This window comes from Rhodococcus sp. ACPA1, assembly GCF_002300195.1.
GTDB lineage: Bacteria > Actinomycetota > Actinomycetes > Mycobacteriales > Mycobacteriaceae > Rhodococcus_F > Rhodococcus_F opacus.
In genome coordinates, this window is record NZ_NSDX01000005.1 from 943,419 (window position 1) to 963,754 (window position 20,336).

At 69.4% G+C, this 20,336-nt stretch carries 13 protein-coding genes and 1 pseudogene; 5 read left to right on the forward strand and 9 right to left on the reverse strand.

Annotated features, from left to right (window positions below; genetic code table 11):
• Nucleotides 1-102: 102 nt before the first annotated feature.
• Both CJ177_RS28570 and CJ177_RS28575 read left to right on the forward strand, forming a co-directional pair.
• Entirely contained in the window at nucleotides 103-1,932 is a 1,830-nt protein-coding gene (locus CJ177_RS28570) for a phosphoenolpyruvate carboxykinase (GTP) (RefSeq protein WP_061042467.1), read from the forward strand.
• A gap of 151 nt (nucleotides 1,933-2,083) precedes the next feature.
• Nucleotides 2,084-2,584 carry a hypothetical protein gene (locus CJ177_RS28575; protein WP_005243741.1) on the forward strand — a complete coding sequence of 167 codons (501 nt, stop codon included), beginning with the start codon at nucleotides 2,084-2,086 and terminating at the stop codon, nucleotides 2,582-2,584.
• A gap of 21 nt (nucleotides 2,585-2,605) precedes the next feature.
• Here CJ177_RS28575 and CJ177_RS28580 read toward each other — a convergent pair whose 3' ends face one another.
• From CJ177_RS28580 to CJ177_RS28605, 6 genes are all read right to left on the reverse strand, one after another.
• A complete protein-coding gene (locus tag CJ177_RS28580) occupies nucleotides 2,606-3,568 on the reverse strand; it encodes a cation diffusion facilitator family transporter (protein WP_095869165.1) in 963 nt (320 codons plus the stop codon).
• 17 nt (nucleotides 3,569-3,585) lie between these two features.
• On the reverse strand, nucleotides 3,586-5,034 hold the full coding sequence (locus CJ177_RS28585) for an aldehyde dehydrogenase (protein ID WP_061042465.1): 1,449 nt from the start codon (nucleotides 5,032-5,034) through the stop codon (nucleotides 3,586-3,588).
• 29 nt (nucleotides 5,035-5,063) lie between these two features.
• Nucleotides 5,064-6,209, reverse strand: coding sequence for a hypothetical protein (locus CJ177_RS28590; protein ID WP_061042464.1), 1,146 nt, complete (start codon nucleotides 6,207-6,209; stop codon nucleotides 5,064-5,066).
• On the reverse strand, nucleotides 6,206-7,375 hold the full coding sequence (locus CJ177_RS28595) for a phosphotransferase family protein (protein ID WP_095869166.1): 1,170 nt from the start codon (nucleotides 7,373-7,375) through the stop codon (nucleotides 6,206-6,208). Before CJ177_RS28595 ends, CJ177_RS28590 begins: the two co-directional genes overlap by 4 nt.
• Nucleotides 7,376-7,455: 80 nt before the next feature.
• Nucleotides 7,456-8,343 (reverse strand): ROK family protein, encoded by an 888-nt coding sequence (locus CJ177_RS28600; RefSeq protein ID WP_095869167.1) that lies wholly within the window; start codon nucleotides 8,341-8,343, stop codon nucleotides 7,456-7,458.
• Between the two features lie 2 nt (nucleotides 8,344-8,345).
• Nucleotides 8,346-9,101, reverse strand: coding sequence for a class I SAM-dependent methyltransferase (locus CJ177_RS28605; protein WP_061700661.1), 756 nt, complete (start codon nucleotides 9,099-9,101; stop codon nucleotides 8,346-8,348).
• A gap of 173 nt (nucleotides 9,102-9,274) precedes the next feature.
• On the opposite strand from CJ177_RS28605, the gene CJ177_RS28610 reads away from it, so the two are divergent.
• Nucleotides 9,275-10,495 carry a glycosyltransferase family 4 protein gene (locus CJ177_RS28610; protein WP_095869246.1) on the forward strand — a complete coding sequence of 407 codons (1,221 nt, stop codon included), beginning with the start codon at nucleotides 9,275-9,277 and terminating at the stop codon, nucleotides 10,493-10,495.
• On the opposite strand, the gene CJ177_RS28615 is transcribed toward CJ177_RS28610, so the two are convergent.
• The gene (locus CJ177_RS28615; protein WP_095869168.1) at nucleotides 10,436-12,157 is read right to left on the reverse strand and encodes a hypothetical protein; all 1,722 of its coding nucleotides are present in this window, start codon (nucleotides 12,155-12,157) and stop codon (nucleotides 10,436-10,438) included. The two genes, CJ177_RS28610 and CJ177_RS28615, sit on opposite strands and share 60 nt — an antisense overlap.
• 54 nt (nucleotides 12,158-12,211) lie before the next feature.
• On the opposite strand from CJ177_RS28615, the gene CJ177_RS28620 reads away from it, so the two are divergent.
• Nucleotides 12,212-13,420: a polysaccharide biosynthesis protein gene (locus CJ177_RS28620; protein WP_095869169.1), complete on the forward strand. Its 1,209-nt coding sequence runs from the start codon at nucleotides 12,212-12,214 to the stop codon at nucleotides 13,418-13,420.
• Between the two features lie 136 nt (nucleotides 13,421-13,556).
• On the opposite strand, the gene CJ177_RS28625 is transcribed toward CJ177_RS28620, so the two are convergent.
• The gene (locus CJ177_RS28625; RefSeq protein WP_005243723.1) at nucleotides 13,557-14,711 is read right to left on the reverse strand and encodes a DUF3068 domain-containing protein; all 1,155 of its coding nucleotides are present in this window, start codon (nucleotides 14,709-14,711) and stop codon (nucleotides 13,557-13,559) included.
• A gap of 220 nt (nucleotides 14,712-14,931) precedes the next feature.
• On the opposite strand from CJ177_RS28625, the pseudogene CJ177_RS28630 reads away from it, so the two are divergent.
• Nucleotides 14,932-15,978 (forward strand): annotated as a pseudogene (locus CJ177_RS28630) (acyltransferase family protein); the annotation flags it as partial.
• 23 nt (nucleotides 15,979-16,001) lie between these two features.
• On the opposite strand, the gene CJ177_RS49220 reads toward CJ177_RS28630, so the two are convergent.
• A complete protein-coding gene (locus tag CJ177_RS49220; RefSeq protein ID WP_095869170.1) occupies nucleotides 16,002-20,315 on the reverse strand; it encodes an alpha-(1->3)-arabinofuranosyltransferase in 4,314 nt (1,437 codons plus the stop codon).
• Nucleotides 20,316-20,336 lie beyond the last annotated feature (21 nt).

Sequence of the window (20,336 nt, forward strand, 5' to 3'; positions counted from 1 at the left end):
TGGACCCCGCCGAGAGGGGAAATCGGACCGTCTGGCAGTCGCTGCGAGGCTCTCTCAGCGGACGGCAGATGGTCCGGTTCCGGCTCACCCCAGGAGAGTTTGATGACCTCAGCGACCATTCCCGGTCTGAACGGAACTGACGGCACGCCCCCCACGGAGCACAGTGAGCTGCTCGCCTGGGTTCGAGAGGTTGCCGAACTCACTCAGCCCGAACGCGTCGTCTTTGCAGACGGCTCGGACGCCGAATGGGATCGACTGACCGAGCAGCTCGTCGCGGCAGGCACGTTCACCCGGCTCAACGACGAGAAGAAGCCGAATTCGTTCGTCGGCAACTCCGATCCGTCGGACGTCGCACGCGTCGAATCCCGCACCTATATCTGCTCGCGTGAAGAGATCGACGCCGGGCCCACCAACAACTGGATGGACCCGACCGAGATGCGGTCGCTCATGACCGACCTCTACCGCGGCAGCATGCGCGGACGCACCATGTACGTGGTGCCGTTCTGCATGGGTCCCCTCGGCGCCGACGACCCGAAGCTGGGCGTCGAGATCACCGACTCCGAGTACGTCGTCGTGTCGATGCGCATCATGACGCGCATGGGTACCGCCGCCATGGAGAAGCTCGGCAAAGACAAGCCGTTCGTGAAGGCGCTGCACTCCGTCGGCGCACCTCTCGAAGAGGGCCAGGCCGATGTCCCGTGGCCGTGCAACGACACCAAGTACATCACCCACTTCCCCGAGGACCGCGAGATCTGGAGCTACGGCTCCGGCTACGGCGGAAACGCTCTGCTCGGTAAGAAGTGCTACTCGCTGCGCATCGCGTCGGCGATGGCCCACGACGAGGGCTGGCTGGCCGAGCACATGCTGATCCTGAAGCTGATCTCCCCGGAGGACAAGCCGTACTACATCGCGGCCGCGTTCCCGAGTGCCTGCGGCAAGACCAACCTCGCGATGATCCAGCCCACCATCCCCGGATGGCGCGCCGAGACCCTCGGCGACGACATCGCGTGGATGCGGTTCGGTGAGGACGGCCGCCTGTACGCCGTCAACCCGGAGTACGGATTCTTCGGCGTTGCGCCGGGCACCAACTACGGATCCAACCCGAACGCGATGAAGACGCTCGAGGCCGGCAACTCGCTGTACACCAACGTCGCGCAGACCGACGACGGCGACGTCTGGTGGGAGGGCCTCGAAGGAGACCCGCAGCACCTCGTCGACTGGAAGGGCAACGAGTGGACGCCCGAGTCCGGCGAGAAGGCCGCGCACCCCAACTCGCGCTACTGCACCCCGATGTCGCAGTGCCCGATCCTCGCCCCCGAGTGGGACGACCCGCAGGGTGTGCCGATCTCCGCGATCCTGTTCGGTGGACGCCGTAAGACGACGGTGCCGCTGGTCAGCGAGTCCTTCGACTGGCAGCACGGCACGTTCCTCGGCGCCACGCTGTCGTCCGAGCAGACCGCTGCCGCCGAGGGTGCCGTCGGCACCGTCCGCCGCGACCCGATGGCCATGATCCCGTTCATCGGCTACAACGCCGGCGACTACCTGAACCACTGGATCAACCTCGGCAAGCACGCGGATGCGGAGAAGCTGCCGAAGATCTTCTACGTCAACTGGTTCCGTCGCGGTGACGACGGTCGCTTCTTGTGGCCCGGTTTCGGCGAGAACTCCCGCGTGCTGAAGTGGATCGTCGACCGCATCGAGCACAAGGCGGGCGCCGAGTCGACCCCGATCGGATTCGTTCCGACCGCAGCCGATCTCGAGCTCGGCGGCCTGGACGTCGACGCCGACGACGTCGACGAGGCGCTGAAGGTCGACGTCGACGAGTGGAAGCAGGAGCTGCCGCTCATCGAGGAGTGGTTCGAGTTCCTCGGCGAGAAGGTTCCCTCCGGCATCCGTGACGAGTTCGAGGCCCTGAAGCAGCGCCTGAGCTAGTCCCTCCCCGGTGACCGAATGTCACAGTGGTTCAGTTCGACTGAACCACTGTGACATTCGTCGTTCGAGGGGCGATTCTGCAGTAAACGCATACCATTCGGTTTGTAAAGGGCTCGATTCTCGAAGCTCGCACGCGACGAAAGGATTGCAGATGCAGACAGGGACCAGCAGGGGCATGAAACGACTCGCCGGAGGCGCCGCACTCGCTGCCGCAGCCGCCGCCACCGTAGCCGTGACCATGCCGGCGACGGCGTCCGCAGCAACGGAAGTCCAGCCTCCCACCGTGGTGACCGCGGCCGACGGAAACACCCTCGCCATCACCGTCACCAACCCCAACGTCCTGAATCTGCTGGACGCCCAGTCCTGCGGTGCAGTCGCTTTCGACGCCACCAAGTTGCCCGCCGTGCTCGCCGATCCCACCGTTGTTCTCGAACCGGGATTCGTCACGTGGGCCACCAACCCGATCGAGCGTGTCCTCGCCAACCAGGCCGGCGACGCCGTCAAGACGTTCACCACACCGGAACTCCCGGACGGCGCCTACGCGGTGATCGGCGAATGCCTGTCGCTGACCACCGTCGCCAACCCCCAGACCACGCTGCCGCAGATCGTCCTGGTCGGCGGCCCTCTGGGCGGAATCCAGTTCGGCAGCTAGATCCGGGAGCAGGGCCGGCGATCACACCGTGATCGTCGGCTCTTCCGCTGTGGACAGGGTGAGTATCGCGCGAACCACGTGCGAGTTCCGCTCCAGCCGCGACTCGAGGTCGCGGAGAGTGTGGGCGACGCGCGACTCCGCGTAATCGCCGACCAGGTCGACACTCGCCACCAGGTACGCCTGTCGCGGTCCGAGGTACTCCATGCGGAGAAATGTCACCCGGTCGACCTCCGGCAGCGCCTCGAGGGCCTCGATGCCGGCCTGGCGCAGAGCGGGCGACGCTTCCTCGCCGATCAGGAAGCGCCGATTGCGATCGATCAGGATCAGCGCGATGACGCCGAGCAAGATTCCGACCAGGATGGAGCCGACGGCGTCCGGGATCGCCGATCCCGTGATCTGGTGCAGGAGAACACCCAGGAACGCGATGACCAAACCGAGGAGTGCCGCGGCGTCCTCTGCGAACACCGCCCGGGTGGTCGGGTCCGACGTGCGGAGTGCGTGCGCCAGCACGTCGCGGTCGATGGCGATGGCCTCGGTACGCAACTGCCGGTACGCCTGCTGGAACGAGATGGACTCGAGAACGAACGAGACGCCGAGCACCACGTACGCGACGGCGAAGTCCGTTGCCGGTTCGGCGTGGACGAGTTCCTGGATGCCGTGCGTGATCGACACCCCCGCACCCAGCGCGAACAGTCCGAGCGCCGCGAACATCGACCACACGTAGGCCTCACGCCCGTACCCCAGCGGGTGGACGCGGTCCGGCGTGCGCTTGGCCCGCGAATTGGCGATCAGGAGCAGGATCTCGTTGCCCGAGTCGGCCCACGAGTGGGCGGCCTCCGCCACCATCGACGCCGAGCCGGTGATCACCGCGGCGACGGTCTTGGCCAGCGCGATCAGAATGTTCGCGCCGAACGCGAGAACGACGGTGAGCGCGCTCTCGCCTGCGGCGTCGTCACGGCTGGTGTCCGGAGTCGGTGCGGTCACCCGATCACGCGAAGCGACTATCCGCTGTAGCCGGGCGGCATGAGGACGGACTTGGTCTCGCAGAACGCTTCGAGCCCCTCCGGTCCGTTCTCCCGACCGATGCCGGAGGCCTTGTAGCCGCCGAACGGTGATCCCGGGTCGAATGCGTACCAGTTGATGGCGTAGGTGCCGGTGCGGATCTGCTTCGCGACGGCGAGACCGTGATCGATGTCGGTGGTGTACACCGAGCCGGCGAGTCCGTAGTCGGAGTCGTTGGCGATCTTGATCGCCTCGTCCTCGGAGTCGTAGGGAATCACGGACAGGACGGGTCCGAAGATCTCCTCGCGGGCGATCGTCATCGAGTTGTCGACGTCCGCGAAGATCGTCGGCTCTACGTACCAGCCCTTGTCGAGGCCCTCGGGGCGGCCGCCGCCGAGCACCACGCGGGCGCCCTGTTCCTTGCCCTTGGCGATGTAGCCCTCGACGCGGTCGCGTTGCTTCTCGGAGATCAGCGGACCGAGTTGCGCGGCCGGGTCGGACGGATCGCCGACGGTCATGAATCCGGCACCCGCCACGAGGGCGTCGAGGACCTCGTCGTAGCGGGACCGCGGGGCGAGGATCCGGGTCTGCGCGACGCATGCCTGCCCGGTGTTCATGAGCCCGGACATCACCAGCATCGGCATCGTGGACGCGAGGTCGGCGTCCTCGAGGATGATGGCCGCCGACTTGCCGCCCAGTTCGAGGGAGCAGCGCTTGAGGTTCTGCGCAGCGATGGCGCCGATCTTGCGGCCGACGGGACTGCTGCCGGTGAACGTGATCTTGTCGATCCCGGGATGCGACACCAGGTATTCGCCGGTCTCGGCGCCGCCGGGCAGGACGGAGATGACACCCTCGGGGACACCCGCCTCGGCGAAGATCTCGGCGAGAAGGTGGGTGGAGAGCGGGGATTCGGGTGCGGGCTTGAGCAGGACGGTGCAGCCGGCGAGCAGCGCCGGGGACAGCTTGTTGACGGCGAGGAACAGTGGCACGTTCCAGGCGAGGACCGCGGCCACCACGCCGACCGGCTCCCGCAGCACCTTCGTCTGTCCGAACGCCCCGGTGCGGGTCTGCTCCCACTCGAATTCGTTCGCGAGACCGGCATAGAAGTTCAGGGTCGCGAGTGACGGCGTCTGCTGCATCATCCCGACCATCGCGGGTGGCTGGCCCATCTCGGACGAGATCAGCGCGTTGAGGGCGTCGCCGCGTTCCTCGATGAGTTTCGCCGCCTTGGCGAGGATCTCCCCGCGCTCGGCGGGAGTCGTCTGCGGCCACGGGCCTTCGTCGAATGCCCGCCGGGCCGTCGCGACGGCGTCGTCGATGTCGGCCGGCGACGCGACGGGACAGCTGCCGACGCGTTCCTCGGTGGCCGGGGAGAACACCTCGAGCACCTGATCGGTGGCCGGGGCCACCCACTTGCCGCCGATGTAGAGCTTGTCGTAGTCGGTCATGAGTCCATTCCTCGTGTCGTTCCCCCCGGTCAGGAGGCGGTGTCGGTGAAACTGTCGAATCCGTACCGTGCGTGGGGGCCGATCGCCGCGACCTCGAACAGCCCGGTCCCGACGACGCTCCGGCCGCCGTCCTCGAGCCGGAAGCGGGTGAGATTGTCGACGGGGCAGAACATCCGGAGTCCCGGTTCGATCTCGGACGCTCGTTTGCGCAGTCCCTGCACCACGAGTTCGCCCTGCCACATGCCGTGCCGCCAATCGGCTTCGAGTCCGTACCCCGTGCCGATACCGATGTAGTTGGGAACCAGCAGGTCGCAGGTGACGGTGACGACCTCGCCGGTCGGGCGGTGGAAACTCAGCGACGCCGCCGTGACGTCCCGTGTCCCCGGTTCGAACTTCAGCTCGTGCTCGGGTCGGCCCAGCCATTCGGGTTCGCGGTCGGCGTCCGGCCAGATGCGGACGGCTTCCTCGACGATGCGCCTGCCGAGTTCGTCCTCCTGCAGGACGACGGAGACGGAGTAGTCCTCGAACTGCATCACCGAGTAGATCCAGAAGAAGTTCTGGATCCCGTCGACCGCGCGCCGTCCGGGCGGCTCGGACTCGCCGACGGGGCGCACCCCCCACGACCGGTCGCGGTTGCCGCGCCAGGTGTCGGGGGTGACGGGGCGGCTCTGGCCGTCGATAGTGAGTTCGCCTGCCCAGCTGCCGGTCTGCACGAATCGGCTCGTGTCGAACGTGACGCGTTCGAGTTGCCTGCGGAAGTGGCGGGGCTCCAATGTCGCGGGGATTGCGCCGTCGAAGGTGAGGTCGAAGGAGAGGTCGTAGTCGCCGGGCTCGAGCACGACGCGCAAGCGTTGCAGACCCTCGAGGACCTCGACGCGGAACGGTCCGACGGTGCTGTCGGAGCGGTCGTGACCCAGGGCCGCCGACCCGCGGACGACGATGTGGTCGTCGCCGCGGCGGAGCACCGCGAACGCGTCCGTCACGCCGAGGTTGGGGTACTGCCCGAGACCGATGATGAGGAAGAGGTCGGACTCGGCCGAGGGATAGCAGTTGAAGTAGTAGCGGTCGTAGAAGTTGCGGTCGGAGGTGGCGACGCGCCGGATGGGTTCGGCCACCTGATGGATGGGGTAGTCGTCCATCGGGGAGAGCGGGTTTCCGGCGTAGTCGGCGGTCATCGGATCTTCTCCCAGTACGTGCCGTCGAGCATCGCCTCGAGCGACGCGCGGTGCATGATCATGTCGTCCGGATCCTCCGGAGCGACGGCCTGCCCGAAGTGGATGGCGCGCTCCTGGATCCGCAGCATGATGGTGGCCTGCCGCAGTGCCGCGTAGGCGGTGTAGTACTCGAGATCGCGGGGGGTGTGGCCCGTCAGTTCCTCGTAGAGGGCGGCGAGGTCGTCGAGTCGCAGGAAGTCGGGCATCCCGTCGAGTCCGGCGGCCGCGGCGATGTCCTCGAAGAACCGGTGCAGGTACGTCATCCAGCCCAGATCGAGTTCGAGGGGTCCGAGTGCGGCCATCTCCCAGTCGAGTACGGCCACGGGCCGGAAGTCCTCGAACATCATGTTGCCGATGCGGGCGTCGCCCCAGCAGAAGACGGCGGGGGAGGGGTCGTCCGGGAGGTTCTCCTCCATCCACGCGAAGCCGCGTTCGATCAGCGGGGACCGGGGACCGGACAGCGTCGTCCATTCGTAGTAGTCGCGTTGCTGCCGGATGTGCGCGGCGAGCGCCTCGGTGACGGTGGGACCCGAGCCGGGCAGTCGCAGGAACGCGAACCGCTCCCACGGCCGGTCGATGTCGTGCAGCTGCGCAAGCACATTCACCGCGCTGTGCTGCAGCAGCGCGCGCTGCTCCTCGGTCGCCTCCGTCACCCACGACCCGAAGTTGTAGGGCATCACGTCCGGCGGGACCTGCCCGGAGACGCGGGCCATGACGAAGAACGGGGCGCCCAGCGGACCGGGATCGGATTCGGACCAGTAGACGACCGGGACCGGGACGGCGGAGTGCTCCCGGACCTGCGCCATCACCTGGAACTGTCCGTCGAGGTCGTAGCTCGGGAAGACGGGCATCGTCGTGTCGGCCGGCGCGACCCGCGCGACCAATGGGTGAACCTCGCCGGACCAGGTGGCGTCGAACAGGATGGTCTCGCTCGACATGCCGTTGGCGTCGGGGAGGTGGACATGCGTGACTTCCGGTGCGGCGTCGGCGGGCAATTGGGCGGCGAGCCAGCGTTGCAGCGCGTCTCGCAGCACCTCCGGGTCGCGACGGGAGTCAGTGGGCCGGGCGACTTCGGACGAGTGATCGGAGTCGTCGGCGGATCGGGCAGTGCTCGTGCTCACGGTCACCTCCTCTCCTGAACGTGGTGTGACCCTGAACACTAGAACACGTTACAGAATTTCGGAACAGGTGAGGAGATCCCGCTGCGTCAGCCTTCGTCGACGGCCAGGACTCCCGCCCCGACGAGGGTTCCGGAGGCGCCGAGTTCCGCCGGGACGACCCGCAGATTCGCGACGAAGGACAACCGGGCGTGACGGGCGGCGGCCCGGCGCATCGGGTCCCACAACGGGGGTCCGGCCTGCGCGAATCCGCCACCGATCACCGCGAGATCGACGTCGAGGAGAGCCGCGGCCGACGCGATGGCCTGGCCCAGGGCGGTCCCCGCGCGATCGAGCGCGGCCACGGCGACGTCGTCCCCGTCCGCGGCGGCCCTCGCCAATTCGACTCCCGTAGTCCCGCGCCATCCCCGGGAGCGGGCCCAGCGCACGGACGACGGCCCGCTCGCCACCGTCTCCAGGCACCCGGTCCCGCCGCACGTGCACGGCTCCGTTCCGCCGGGGACCACCAGGTGACCGATGTGTCCCGCGTTGCCGGTCCGGCCGGTGGCGATGCGGCCGCCGAGGACCACTCCGCCGCCGATGCCGGTGGACACCACGAGGCTCAGCAGGTCGGGGACACCGCGCCCGGCACCGTGGTTATGCTCGCCGAGAGCGGCCGCGGCGCCGTCCATCGCCAGCCTCGCGGGCACGCCGGGAAAAAGTTCCTGCACAAAGCCGACCAGGCCGAATCCGCTCGACCACTCGTCGATGTTGATGGGTGACGCGGTGCCGGCGACCGTGTCGACCGGTCCCGCGCACGCGATGCCGACCGACGTGATCGTCGCCGCTCCCGCGACCTCCCGCAGCAGGGCGGCGCACGCGTCGGCGACGCCGGTCGCCGGCGTCGGGGTGGTCGCGGGGTGCGGCACCGTGCCGCCCGCGTCGACGATCCCGGCGGCCATCTTGGTGCCGCCGATGTCGAGAGCCAGCGCGACCACCGTCAGTGCTTCCGCATCACGAGAACGAGGTTGCTCACCAGGAACTCCCGCAGTCCGGGGATTCGCACCATCCACCACGCCCAGCGCGGGTGGTAGCGGGGGAAGGCCGCCAGGAAGTCCGCGTCCGGGGCGCGCCGGGCCCACCGAAGACCGTCGGCCGCACCCACTTTGAACAGGGAGACCCCGTATCGGTTCTTGGGTTCGCGGCCGTTCTTGCGCAGGTAGCGGCGGGCGGCGTACTCACCGCCCAGCGCATGCCACGGTCCGGTCTCGTGGCCGCCGAACGGACCCCACCACAACGTGTAGGACAGCACGACCAGGCCGCCGGGTTTCGTCACCCGAACCATCTCGTCCGCCATTGCCCACGGTTCGCTGACGTGCTCGGCGACATTGGAGGAGAAGCAGATGTCCACGGACGACGTCCGGAACGGCAGCGCCAACCCCGACCCGCGTACCGCACCGCCCACGGCGAGGCCCGCGGCATGCATCTCCGACGGATCCGGCTCCACCGGGACGTACCGGGCGCCGGCCTGCTGGAACACGTCCGCGAAGTAACCGGGTCCGCCGCCGACATCCAGGACCGTCGTCCCGGTGAGATCCGATTCGGTAAGACCGCCGTACAGGTCGCCGATCAGTTCGACGGAGTCGCGGGCGAGGGCGCCGTAGAACAGGTCGGGTGCGGTCTGTTCGTGCCGGAAGTCGCTGAGCAGGCCGAACGACCGCTTCAGGGTTGCCCGTCGACCGAATCGCCGGGTCACGGGAGGCGTCGTCACGAGACTGAACCTTAGCGAGTGCAGCCGTCGGGGCCGCAATCCGTTCGCGGTGGCTGCAACATCCGGTGGAACGCGACCGATAGGGTGTTCGGGGACTACAGCGCGGAACGTCCCGCCCGAGACCACATGTACCGCACCGACCACAGGAGTATATGAACGTGCGAGAGGTTCTGCTGCTCTGCTGGCGCGACACCGGTCACCCGCAGGGTGGCGGCAGTGAGCGGTACCTCGAGGAGGTGGGCGCCCAGCTCGCGGCGCGGGGAATCAAGGTCACCCTCCGCACCGCCGGTTACCGGGGCGCCGTCAAGAAGGAGACCGTCGACGGCATCGAGATCAGCCGGGCGGGCGGGCGGTACAGCGTCTACCCCCGCGCCCTCGCCGCGATCGCCGCGGGCCGGCTCGGGTTCGGACCGCTGCGAGGGATCCGGCCCGACGCCGTCATCGACACCCAGAACGGCATCCCGTTCTTCTCCCGCGTCGTCGCCGGTGCACCCGTGACGCTGCTCGTGCATCACTGCCACCGCGAGCAGTGGCCCGTGGCGGGCCGCTTGATGGGCAAGATCGGCTGGTGGGTGGAATCCCGGTTGTCGCCGCGCACCCACCGGGACGACCAGTACCTCACCGTGTCGCTGCCGTCCGCCGACGAACTCGTCGAACTCGGCGTCGAGCGCGAACGGATCGCGGTGGTGCGCAACGGCGCCGACGACATCCCTCTCGGCGTGGACGTCGGCGGCGCCGACACCCGGACCGCGCACCCCAGCGTGTGTGTCCTGTCCCGGCTGGTGCCGCACAAGCAGATCGAGGACGCCCTCGAAGCCGTCGCGGCGCTGCGTCCCACGATCGCCGACGTGCACCTCGACGTCATCGGTGGCGGCTGGTGGGAACAGAATCTCCGCGACCGCGCGCACGAACTGGGCATCGGCGACGCCGTCACGTTCCACGGGCACGTCGACGAAACCCGTAAGCACCAGCTGCTGTCGCAGTCCTGGGTGCACGTGATGCCGTCCCGCAAGGAGGGCTGGGGTCTGGCCGTCATCGAGGCCGCCCAGCACGGCGTCCCGACCGTCGGTTACCGCAGCTCCAAGGGGCTGACGGATTCGATCGTCGACGGTGTCACCGGTGTTCTGGTCGGCAGTGCGGAAGCGGCGACGGCCGACGTCGGCGAACTGACCGCAGCCGTCAACGCCCTCCTGCTCGACCCCGAGACACGCATGGTCCTCGGTGAGAAGGCTCGGGTCCGTGCGGGTGAGTTCTCCTGGAAGCACACCGGTAACGGCGTCCACGAGGTGCTGGCGGGTACGGCCGCGGGCCTGCGGACGTCAGGGCTGGTGTCGCCGGCGCTGGCGCGTCCGGGCCTCGAGCACGCCCGCGCCGAGTAGACCGCCGGCCAGCAGCAGCGCCCACAGCACGTGGGCCGCGATCACCGTCGCGCGCGCCCGGTCGGACGCCTGGTGCCGCGCGACGTCGCCGCCGACGCGGTACAGCTCCAGATGCTCGTCCGAGAACTGTCGCTCCAGACCGGCCAGGGTGGTCGCGGATTCGCCGCGCGGTCCGGGCGTGTCGCGCTCGACCAGAACCCACCGGACGCCCAGCGACGCGAGATCGGCGGCGGAACCGCCGGTGAGCAGCACCCGTTCCACCTGCTGCGCCCGGGACCCCTCGCCTTTCACCGTGCCACCGGCCACCACCAGCTCGCCCGTCTGCAGGACGTCCTCCGGCAGCATCCTCGGGGCGGGGTCCAGAACGGGAGCGGCACCGCTGTAGGAAAACTTGCGGAACATGCCGGTGGGCAGCACGGCGACGTCCCCGCTGTGCGCGTCGCGCTCCACCTCGGCGGCTACCTGCTGCCACGACGGCGGATAGTGGACCGGGCGCAGCGCGCCCCCGACGCCCCACGCGAGGTCGGGGAGGGCGAGCAGCACGATCAGGACGGCCGAGAGGGACCACGTGCCGGGGCGTCGCAGCACCGCGGCCGCGGCGGCGAGCGCATACAGCGGCGCCGCGAGCGCCACCCATTTCTGCGCGTCCCGGAGCAACCCCGCGCCGGGGACGTTCTGCACCATCCAGCGGCCGGCGTCGAGTCCCCACGCGGTCGCGCCGAGTGTGGGCAGCAGCACCGCCACCAGCGCGAGTGCGGTCAGTGCGGCCACCACGGGATGCCGTCGCCGCCGCCACAGTGCCGGGAGTCCGCACAGGACGACGCCGAGCAGCAGGACCGTTCCGACGAGGGCGAACAGTGTGGTCCGGGTGTCCGGGACGGCGGTCTCGTTCCACACGCCGCCGAGTCCGGCGAGACTGCCGAGAGTCGCCAGCCCCGGTTCGGCGCGCGCCGCGAACGCCGCGACCCCGGCGGGATCGGAGCCGTCCCCGCCGCCTCCGGCCAGGGCTGTGGCCACCAGCCACGGCGCGCTCGCGACGACGAACAGGCCGAGCGTGCCGGTCACCCGGAGCCACGCGGCCGATCGTCCGCCGGGCCGTGCGAGGACGGCTACCGCCGTCACCGCGGCGAGCAGGACCCCGGTGGGGGTCAGCCCGGCCGCGGCGAGGCAGGCCGCGAGGGCGAACCACCCCCGGCGGTGACCCCGTCGAATCGCGACCGTTGCGCACACCGTCCACGGCAGCGCCGCGTACCCCGTGAGCAGGCTCCAATGCCCCTGCAGCAGTCGCTCGGCGACGTACGGATTCCACACCGTCACCGTCGCGGCCACGAGCTGTGGTCCGAGCCCCGCCGTCGGCAGCACGGTGCGGACCATCCGGGCCGCGCCCCAGCCCGCCGCCCACAGCGCGAGCAACAGGATCGCTTTCACCACCAGGCCGCCGTCGACGACGACGCTCAGCGTCGCGAGGAGAGCGTCCTGCGGCACGGCCCGCGCGGCGGCATCAGTGAGACCGAGCGCCGAATCCGTCAGATACGAGCGGGGAGTGCTGACCGCGTCCCGCAACAGCAGGTAGCCCGGACCGAGCAGCGGCCCGAGGATCAGCAATGCCAGAAGGAGGCTGTAGCCCGGCGCGACGAACGGTGCTCGGCGCCGGGCGGTCATGGGCCGTCACGATACGTGGTGCATCGACCCGGCTCGCACGGCACGTAGTGCATCATGGGGCGCATGCCACGCCAGACCCTCACCAGCTCGGCGGTCGCCGGGGTGACGATGGTGACGGCGGGCTCGATGATCGCGAACATCGCGTCCTACCTGCTGCATCTGCCGGCGAGCCGCTGGCTCGGACCGGCGGGCTACGGGGAGTTCGCGAGTCTGCTGGCGGCCCAACTCGTCCTCGCCGTCCCCGCCCTCGCACTGCAGACCGTCGTCGCCCGCGAGGTCGTCCGGGGCAAGGGGGCCTACGCGGTCCGGTTGCTGGGATACCGCTGCGCGGTGATCGTCGCGGTCGCGGCGATGCTGCTCGCGCCCCTCGTGTCGTGGGCCCTCGACACCGGCATGCTCGCGACGTCCTCGGCGTTGATCACGGCGCCCGTCCTCGTCCTGCTCGCCACGGAACAGGGACTGCTGCAGGGCGCGGCACGGTTCGGTCCGCTGAGCGTCGTCCTCGCGGGAGCCGGCGTCGCGAAGGTCGTTCCCGCGGTCGTGGTGCTGGCCGTCGGCGCCGGGCCGGGGCTCGCGCTCGCCGCCAGTGCGGTGGGCACCGGGCTGGTGGCGCTGTGCGCGCGACTATTCGCCGATTCGGGGATCACCGGGGAGTCGAGCACCCGGATCGGCGTCGCGGCCGTGCTGAAGGCGTCGCAGGTGCAATTGGCGCTGATCGCGTTGTCGTCGATGGACCTGGTGATCGCCCGCATCGTGCTCAGCAACGACGACGCCGGCCTGTACGCGCTGGGCGCCGTCGCGACCAAGGCCGCGTTCTGGCTGCCGCAGGCCGTCGGGGTGGTGCTCTACCCCCGGATGGCGAATCCCGCGCACTCCGCGCAGGCGATCCGGTCGGCGCTCGCCGTCCTCGTCGGACTCGGTGCGGTACTCGTCGCGGGCGTCGCGGTGGCCGCCCCCCTCGTCCCGCTCCTCGTCGGCGACGCGTATCAGCCCGTCCAGTCGCTGCTGTGGCTGTTCGCACTGCACGGCGCCTGCCTGGCCGTCCTGCAGGGTGCCCTGCTCTCCGCGATCGCGGGGGAGCGGACGCACCTCGCCGTGATCGCGTGGATCGGCTTCGCCGTCGAGATGGCCGCCATGCTCACCCTCGCGTCCACGATCGGGCAGTTCATCGCCGTCGCCGTGACGGTCGCGTCGAGCACGGCACTGGTCGCCGGCGTCCTCGCCGTGCGCAGCGCGCGGCGCGATGCCCCGCGCCCGATGTGACATCCGTTCAACCCGACGAGCCGCCTGTGACATCGGGCGACACCGCACAGGCCGCCCCCGGGAACGACGAAGGGGACCTCGGTGCACTACCGAGGTCCCCTTCGTACCGGACTACGTGGCGTCCGGCTCTGTACGTCTAGCGTTCGTCGTACCGCCGCGGATCTTGCACGGGAATCTCTTCCGTCTTGTCCGTGGTCCAGTCGTGCTGCTCGGTGGGAGCCTCCGACTTGTCCAGGTCGACGTGGCGGCCACCGTCGCTCGGCGGGTAGTCGTCGCCGGCGGTGTGCGCGGGCTGCCTGCCCTTGCCGCCGCGCAGACCCAGCACGAGTCCTGCGATCAGGGCGATGACTCCGAGGACGCCGGCGATGATCGGCACGGTGCGACCGAACGTGCTGATCTTGTCCATGCCGTCCTTGGCCTGCTGGACCTGGTATTCGATGGTCTGCTCGTTGAACGGCAGTTCCACCTTCAGGACGTCGATCTCCGGCTTGTCCTTGTTGCGGGCGTAGTACTGGTGCAGCTGCTCCTGGCCCTTGACGACGACACCGGTCTCGGGCTCGACCCACAGGTCACGCACGTTGGTGTACCAGCGGGTCATCGTGACGGGGAGGGTGCCACCGGGGACGCCCCACGCCTCGGCGGGCAGTGTCAGCTTGTTGGTGGGCGAGCTGACCACCTTCGACAGGTCGACCGGATCGATCGTCTGGTTGTAGTGGTACACCTTCAGGCCGTTGATCTCCGTCTCCTCGACGAAGTTGATGTCCTGGGTGGCGCGCGCGTTCAGGTCGAAGTAGGGGTAGCTCTGCTTCTCCGAGTTGAACGGGAACTTGTACTGCAGTCCGTCGCGCGAAACTTCCTCGGCAGGCTGGTTGGGCTGCGTCTGGATGGTGCCCACCGGGTCGTTGGTCGGCATCGCCGTCTTGCGGTCGACGGTGTTGCGGTCGACGATCGCGGACAGCAGCCCGGTGTCGCCCTGCTTGTCCGTGCGCCGCAGCGTCTGACCCGCCTGGAGAGTGACGACGTCCGCGTCCGCGGGGTCTTCGGTGGTGACGTAGCGCTGTGACACCAGTGGAACGTTCGTGTTGACTTCGGCCTTGCCTGCGAGAAGAGCCTGCGAGTTGAGCACGCTGCCGGAACCTTCGGCGATCGTGGTCACTTCGAGGTCCAAGGGCGTCTTCTCCAACTTGCCCACCGTGTAGGTGGGAATGAGAATGGCGACGGCCAAGAGGAAGGCACCGAGGCCCACCAGAATGCAAGCAAGTATCCGGCTCGGCCCTGAGCGCTCCGCCATGCTTTCTCTCCTAACCCAATTCTGTCGATTGAGATTCCCCCACCGGCAGCACGGCTGCACGGATCGCATGGAGCCCACATCGACACCACGTGAGGCAAAACACTAACAGTCTCGAATGCGCATTTGCCCCATCGGATAGTAAACGCATCGGCCGTTCGCCAGCGAAGTGACTCGGACGGAGTTTTCCGTCACAACCCCGGGACCAGGCACACTGTTGGTGATGAGCACCTCGGCCACCACCACGCGCACGACCGCAACCCCGCGCAGTTTCATTCCCGCACTCGAGGGAATGCGCGGTCTCGCGGCGCTGGGGGTGCTCGTGACGCACGTCGCGTTCCAGACCGGTGCCACGCACGTTCCGGTCCTCGGCCGCATCTGGGGACGATTCGATCTGGCGGTGGCGGTCTTCTTCGCGCTGTCCGGATTCTTGTTGTGGCGCAGCCATGCCGGGGCGGCGCGCGGAATGGGCCCCGCCCAGGGAATCGTCCGGTACTGGATCTCGCGGGCGACGCGCATCCTGCCCGCGTACTGGGTCGCCGTGGCGGTGGTGTTGACGTTCCTGCCCACCGCGAACGCGAGTTACCGCACGTGGTGGGCGAATCTCGGTCTCGTGCAGGTGTTCGTGCCCCTCACGCTCACCGACGGTCTGACCCAGATGTGGAGTCTGTCGGTGGAGGTGGCCTTCTACCTGGTGCTTCCGTTGCTGGCGTTCGCGTTGGTCCGGCTGCGGGGTCCGGCTGCGCGGCTGCGTGTTCCGGCGATTCTCGCGCTGATCGCGGTGAGCCTGACGTGGGCATTCGTGCCGGTGTCCACGCCGGGCGGCATCCATCACGACAACTGGCTGCCGGGGTACCTGCCCTGGTTCGGAGCGGGGATGTTGCTGGCCGAACTGGCGGTGAGTCCGCCCGGACGAATGCACCGCTGGGCCCATCATCGCGTCCGGATGTTCCTCGTCGCCGCAGTGGCATTCGCCCTCACGGCGACCGACCTCGCCGGCCCGGAGGGGCTGGTGCGTCCCGAACCGTGGCAGTACGCCGTCAAGATGGCGCTCGGCGCCGTCATCAGCTTCGCGCTGATGGCCCCGCTGGTGCTGTCCGACACGTCCACCCACCGCTACCTCGCGAGTCCGCTCGCTCTCGCCGTGGGCCGCTGGTCGTACGGCATCTTCATCTGGCACCTCGCGGTGCTGTCGATCGTCTTTCCGGTGTTCGGGCTCGTTCCGTTCACCGGCCACTTCGTCTACATCCTGTTCCTGACGACCGTGATGAGCGTCGCGGTCGCGTCGGCCAGCTACGCGTTGGTGGAGGAACCGGCTCGCCGCGCCGTCAAACGCTGGGAGGCGCGCGCCAGGAGCGCCGACCGTCCGAGCGGCAGCACCGCCAGCCCGGTGGCGACGAGCGCCAGCAGTAGTGGGAACTGAACGAGGAACGAGTGCCCCACGTACCCGCCGGGCGCCCGCCACGGGCCGGTGGAGAGCATCGCCATGCCGAGCATCGTCGACGCTCCGGCGACCCCCACCAGCACGCGCGCCGTGGTGGCGGGTCCGCGTAGCCGGACGAGGGTCACGGCCAGCAGCGTCACCACGACCGTCGTCACCGAGCCGACGGGACCACCGATCACGGTGGCGGCAGCGAGGATTCCCAGCCACCCGACCGTCGCGCTGCCCCAGGTCCGGGGTGCCGGGCCGGGATCGCGCTCACGTGCGCGACGCGGCCACAGCGCGGCGGCGATCAGCGGAATCAGCAGCAGCAGACCGCCGAAGATCCCGAGGCGGTACCAGTGGTCGGTGGGGAAGTCGAGGGTCACCGTCCCCTCGGTTCCCGCGGGCAGGATCCACCCCTGCTGCCAGCCGTCCACGACGATCGGTGTCAGTTCGCTGCCGTCCGGTGCGGTGGCCACCCAGCCGACGTTGGTGCTCTCGGGGACGACGACGACACGCTCGGCGTCCGAGCGCGGCACCGTGAGTTCCCGGTGGTTCTCCGTCCACGCTGTGGTCGACACCTGCTCGGTCGGAACGGCCTGGGCCTGCGGTCCGGCGTCGAGGCGGAGACTGTCGACGAAGAACGCCGACTCCGGGTCGACGGTCACGTCCTGGGATCCGGCTCCCAGCGGAAAGGGGCCGGCCGTGTCACAGAGGGTCGCGGGAACCGGGTCACCGGAGAGCAATTGCCCGACAGTTGCCGTGACGCTCATGCGAACCGGCAGCCCGCCGATCGTCACGACCGGCCCCTCCTCGCAGGGCACCGTCACCGGGCGGGCGCCGGCATCGTCGATCGGACCCGAACCGGGCAGCAGGACGCCGTCCTCGCCCAGCACCCCGACCTCGGCGAGGCCGGCGGGCTGCAGCTGCGCGAAACCCAGCGCGTTCTGATCGAGGGTGCTCTTCCAGGACACGAGGCTGAGCACGATCCGGTCGGTCACCCGGGGTTCGACCGTGACGGTCCCGTCGTCCTCGTCCACGTCGCGCACCTGCGGTCCGTTCCCGAGGTCGACGGCGACCCGGTCGGGGGCGGCGGGCACGGCACCCAGGCTGGGGGTCAGTTGCAGGCCGGTGACCAGCGTGGGTTCGGGAAGGTCGATCGTGAGTGTCGGTTTCGCGCCCTTGCCGCTGGTGGTGTCCTGTTTCGCCGACCAGCTGGTGCGCGGATCGTTGTCGGTGGCGGCGAACGCCGACCCACGAAGGTCGGTGATGTTGCTGGTCCCGTGCGCGGACGGTGAATCCCGCTGGGTGAGAAGCTCTTCCAGTGGTGCGCCGTGCCGCGCACGCAGCATGAGTTGCGGTGTGACCGCCGTGGGTTCGGGCACCGACAACGTTCTCTCGAACGTGCCGACCTCCTCCGGCGGCAGGACGAAGGCGTTGCTGCACCGCACCCGGTCCGGGGACTCGGCGCACGAGTTGCGGCCGGGGAGTTCCTGGCTGAGATCCCAACCCGAGACGGACGCGCCCTCGGGGGTGGGCGGCAACACGGTCCGGTACCGGATCGGCACGGTGACCGGGGCGTCACGCTGGGAGAAGTCCTCGACCGACACCTCGCTGATGCCGAACTGCGTTCCCGCGGAACCGTTCTCGGTGCGGGTCGCGGTGATCCGCACCCACGGGGTGACGCCGCCGGGGACGGACACGGCGATCGGTTTGCCCGGGGCGTCCACCTTCACGGCCGTGCTGCCGTTCGGGGTCGACACCTCCATCCAGCGGACGGGGGCGCCGATCGCGGCCGGGCTGGTCGTGATGTGCAGCAGCGAGCTGGTGAGCGGAGTGTCGAAGTCGATCTGGAGCCACTGGCCCAGCGCCCGCTCGATGCCGTTGCTGAACCAGCCCGTCGCCGGGTCGCCGTCGACGGTCGCGGCGGCGCTGCTGGCGGGGGAGGTGCCGCCGAGTTGCGTGGCGTCGGACGCCGCACTCGACACACTCAGCGTCGCGCCCTCCCACTGCCCCTCCACCAGCGGGGTGTCCGCCACCGGATAGTCCGGGACGAGATTGAACGTGCGGCGGGCGTCGTCCGGCGTGCGCAGTGCCGAACTGTGGTTGTCGACCTGGCCGTAGTCGGTTTCGCGGTTCCGGGGCGTGTCCGTGACGGTGACGTCGTCGACCGGCAGTCCGGCGCGCTTCGCGTCCGCGGCCAGTAGTACCGGTCCGGCTCCGGGCAGAACGCCGTTCTCCCGCAGGCGTTGCAGCGATTCCGGACCGCCCTGCACCCGGGGGATGCCGTCGAGGTTCGCGGTGTACGGCCCGCTCGTCGTCGGCGAACCGTCCGGCATCGACACCTCGAAGATCTCGATCGCCGGGTACCGGGGCCGCAGGTCGCTGTCGATCACCAGGCCTTCGACGTCGCCGGGGCCGATGTCCTCACCGAATTCCGCGACCTGCGTGAATCCGGGCGAGCCGGTGACGGCCTGGTGCGCGAGCAGCGGGCGCGTCGACCGCGACGTCTCGGGGTCGAGGTCGTTGCGGAGGACGAGGTAGTGGATGCCCTGGCCGAGCAGGGTCTGCGCCATGCCGTCCGAGGGGCGACCGTCGGTGATCAGCCGCTGGATCGAGTCCATGGCGCGGATGGTGCCGGGCGGGGTGAGCGGGACGGCGTCGCGGGACGCCCACGGCGTGGACGCCAGTGCCTGCATCGGCTCGTCGCGGGTGAGACCCCAGAGCTGGCTGCCGAACGGTGCGCCCGGCACCACGAGCGCCCGCTCCGCGTCGGAACCGTCGGGGCTCGTGCCCCCGGCGTTGTCCTCCAGCCACGAGGCGGCCTGCTGCCAGTAGTCGGGGACCTCGGAATACGTGCCCCGCGGTGCGAGCTTGCCCGTCCATGCCAGCGACGTCGCCAGGGTGAGGGCGACCAGCACCAGGCTCGTCACCGCGACCATCGGTTCGCGCTCGGGGTGCGCGAACGCGCTGCGCCACCGCGCGACCGGCACGGACCCGGGCAGCGGCACCTTCGCCAGCAGGTGCGCCAGCCCGAGTACGAGGGGCAGTCGGACGAGCGGCTCGAGTTTGTGCACGTTCCGGAGGGGCGCCCCGGTGGAGTCGAGGAACAGTCGCACCTGCTCGGCGAACGGGGAGCCCAGTTCGCCGATGTACCCGGCCGCGAGTCCGGCGACACCGACGAACAGGATCAGAGTGAGGCGACCGCGGGCCGGCATCGACCGCATGCACAGTCCGGCGAGCCCGGCGGCGGCGATCAGGCCGGTCGCCGCGACCGCGGCGGGCTGGGTGACGAGGACCGCGCCTGCGATGCGCTCGGGGGAGACGAACGGCGTCCAGCTGTCGGTGCCGCGGAGGATTTCGGCGAGGGACGTCCACTGCGTGGTCACCCCCGACGATTCGATGTAGTCGAGGAACGGCGGGCTCACTTTGCCGAGCAGAAGCAGCGGCACGATCCACCACAACGTGGCCAGTGCCAGGAACGGGAACCACCACGCGGTGAACACCCACCACCGACGGTTGGGCCGGTGCGAGATCCACCACAGGCCTGCCACGAGGCACGCGGCCACGGTCGCGACGGCGTTCACCGCGCCCATCAACGCGACGGCCAGCGCCGACTGTGCCGCCAACCGTGCAGGTGAGTGCCATTGCGTGTCCCGGGACGCATTGCCACTCACATGGGAGAGGGCGACGACCACGGGCAGAAGGACCCACGGCGCCAGCATCATCGGGAGGGTTTCCGACGAGATCGAACCGAGGGTGGTGAGGACACGGGGGGAGAACGCGAACGCGACACCGGCGATGATGCGGGACGAGCGGCTGCCGACGCCGAGTGCTTCGGCGAGACGGACGATTCCCCAGAATCCGGCGACGAGCAGCAGGGCCCACCAGACCCGCTGGGTGATCCACGGCGGGACGCTCAGGACGTCGCCGAGCGCGAAGAACGCGCCGTGCGGAAAGAAGTAACCGTAGGCCTGGTTCTGCACCTGGCCCATGGGGGCCTGGCTGCTCCACTGATGCGCGGCCCGTTCCAGGAATCCGATCGGATTCTGGGACAGGTCGTACTTGGTGTCAGCGGCGAGCCGACCGGGGGTTTGGAGGAATGCGAGAAGAAACGCTACGACAGAGGCGCCGAACAGCCACCGCCGTGACAGAGGCTCCGCCGAGGGCGCCATGGACGACATGGCCGCCGACTCGGGGGAAGT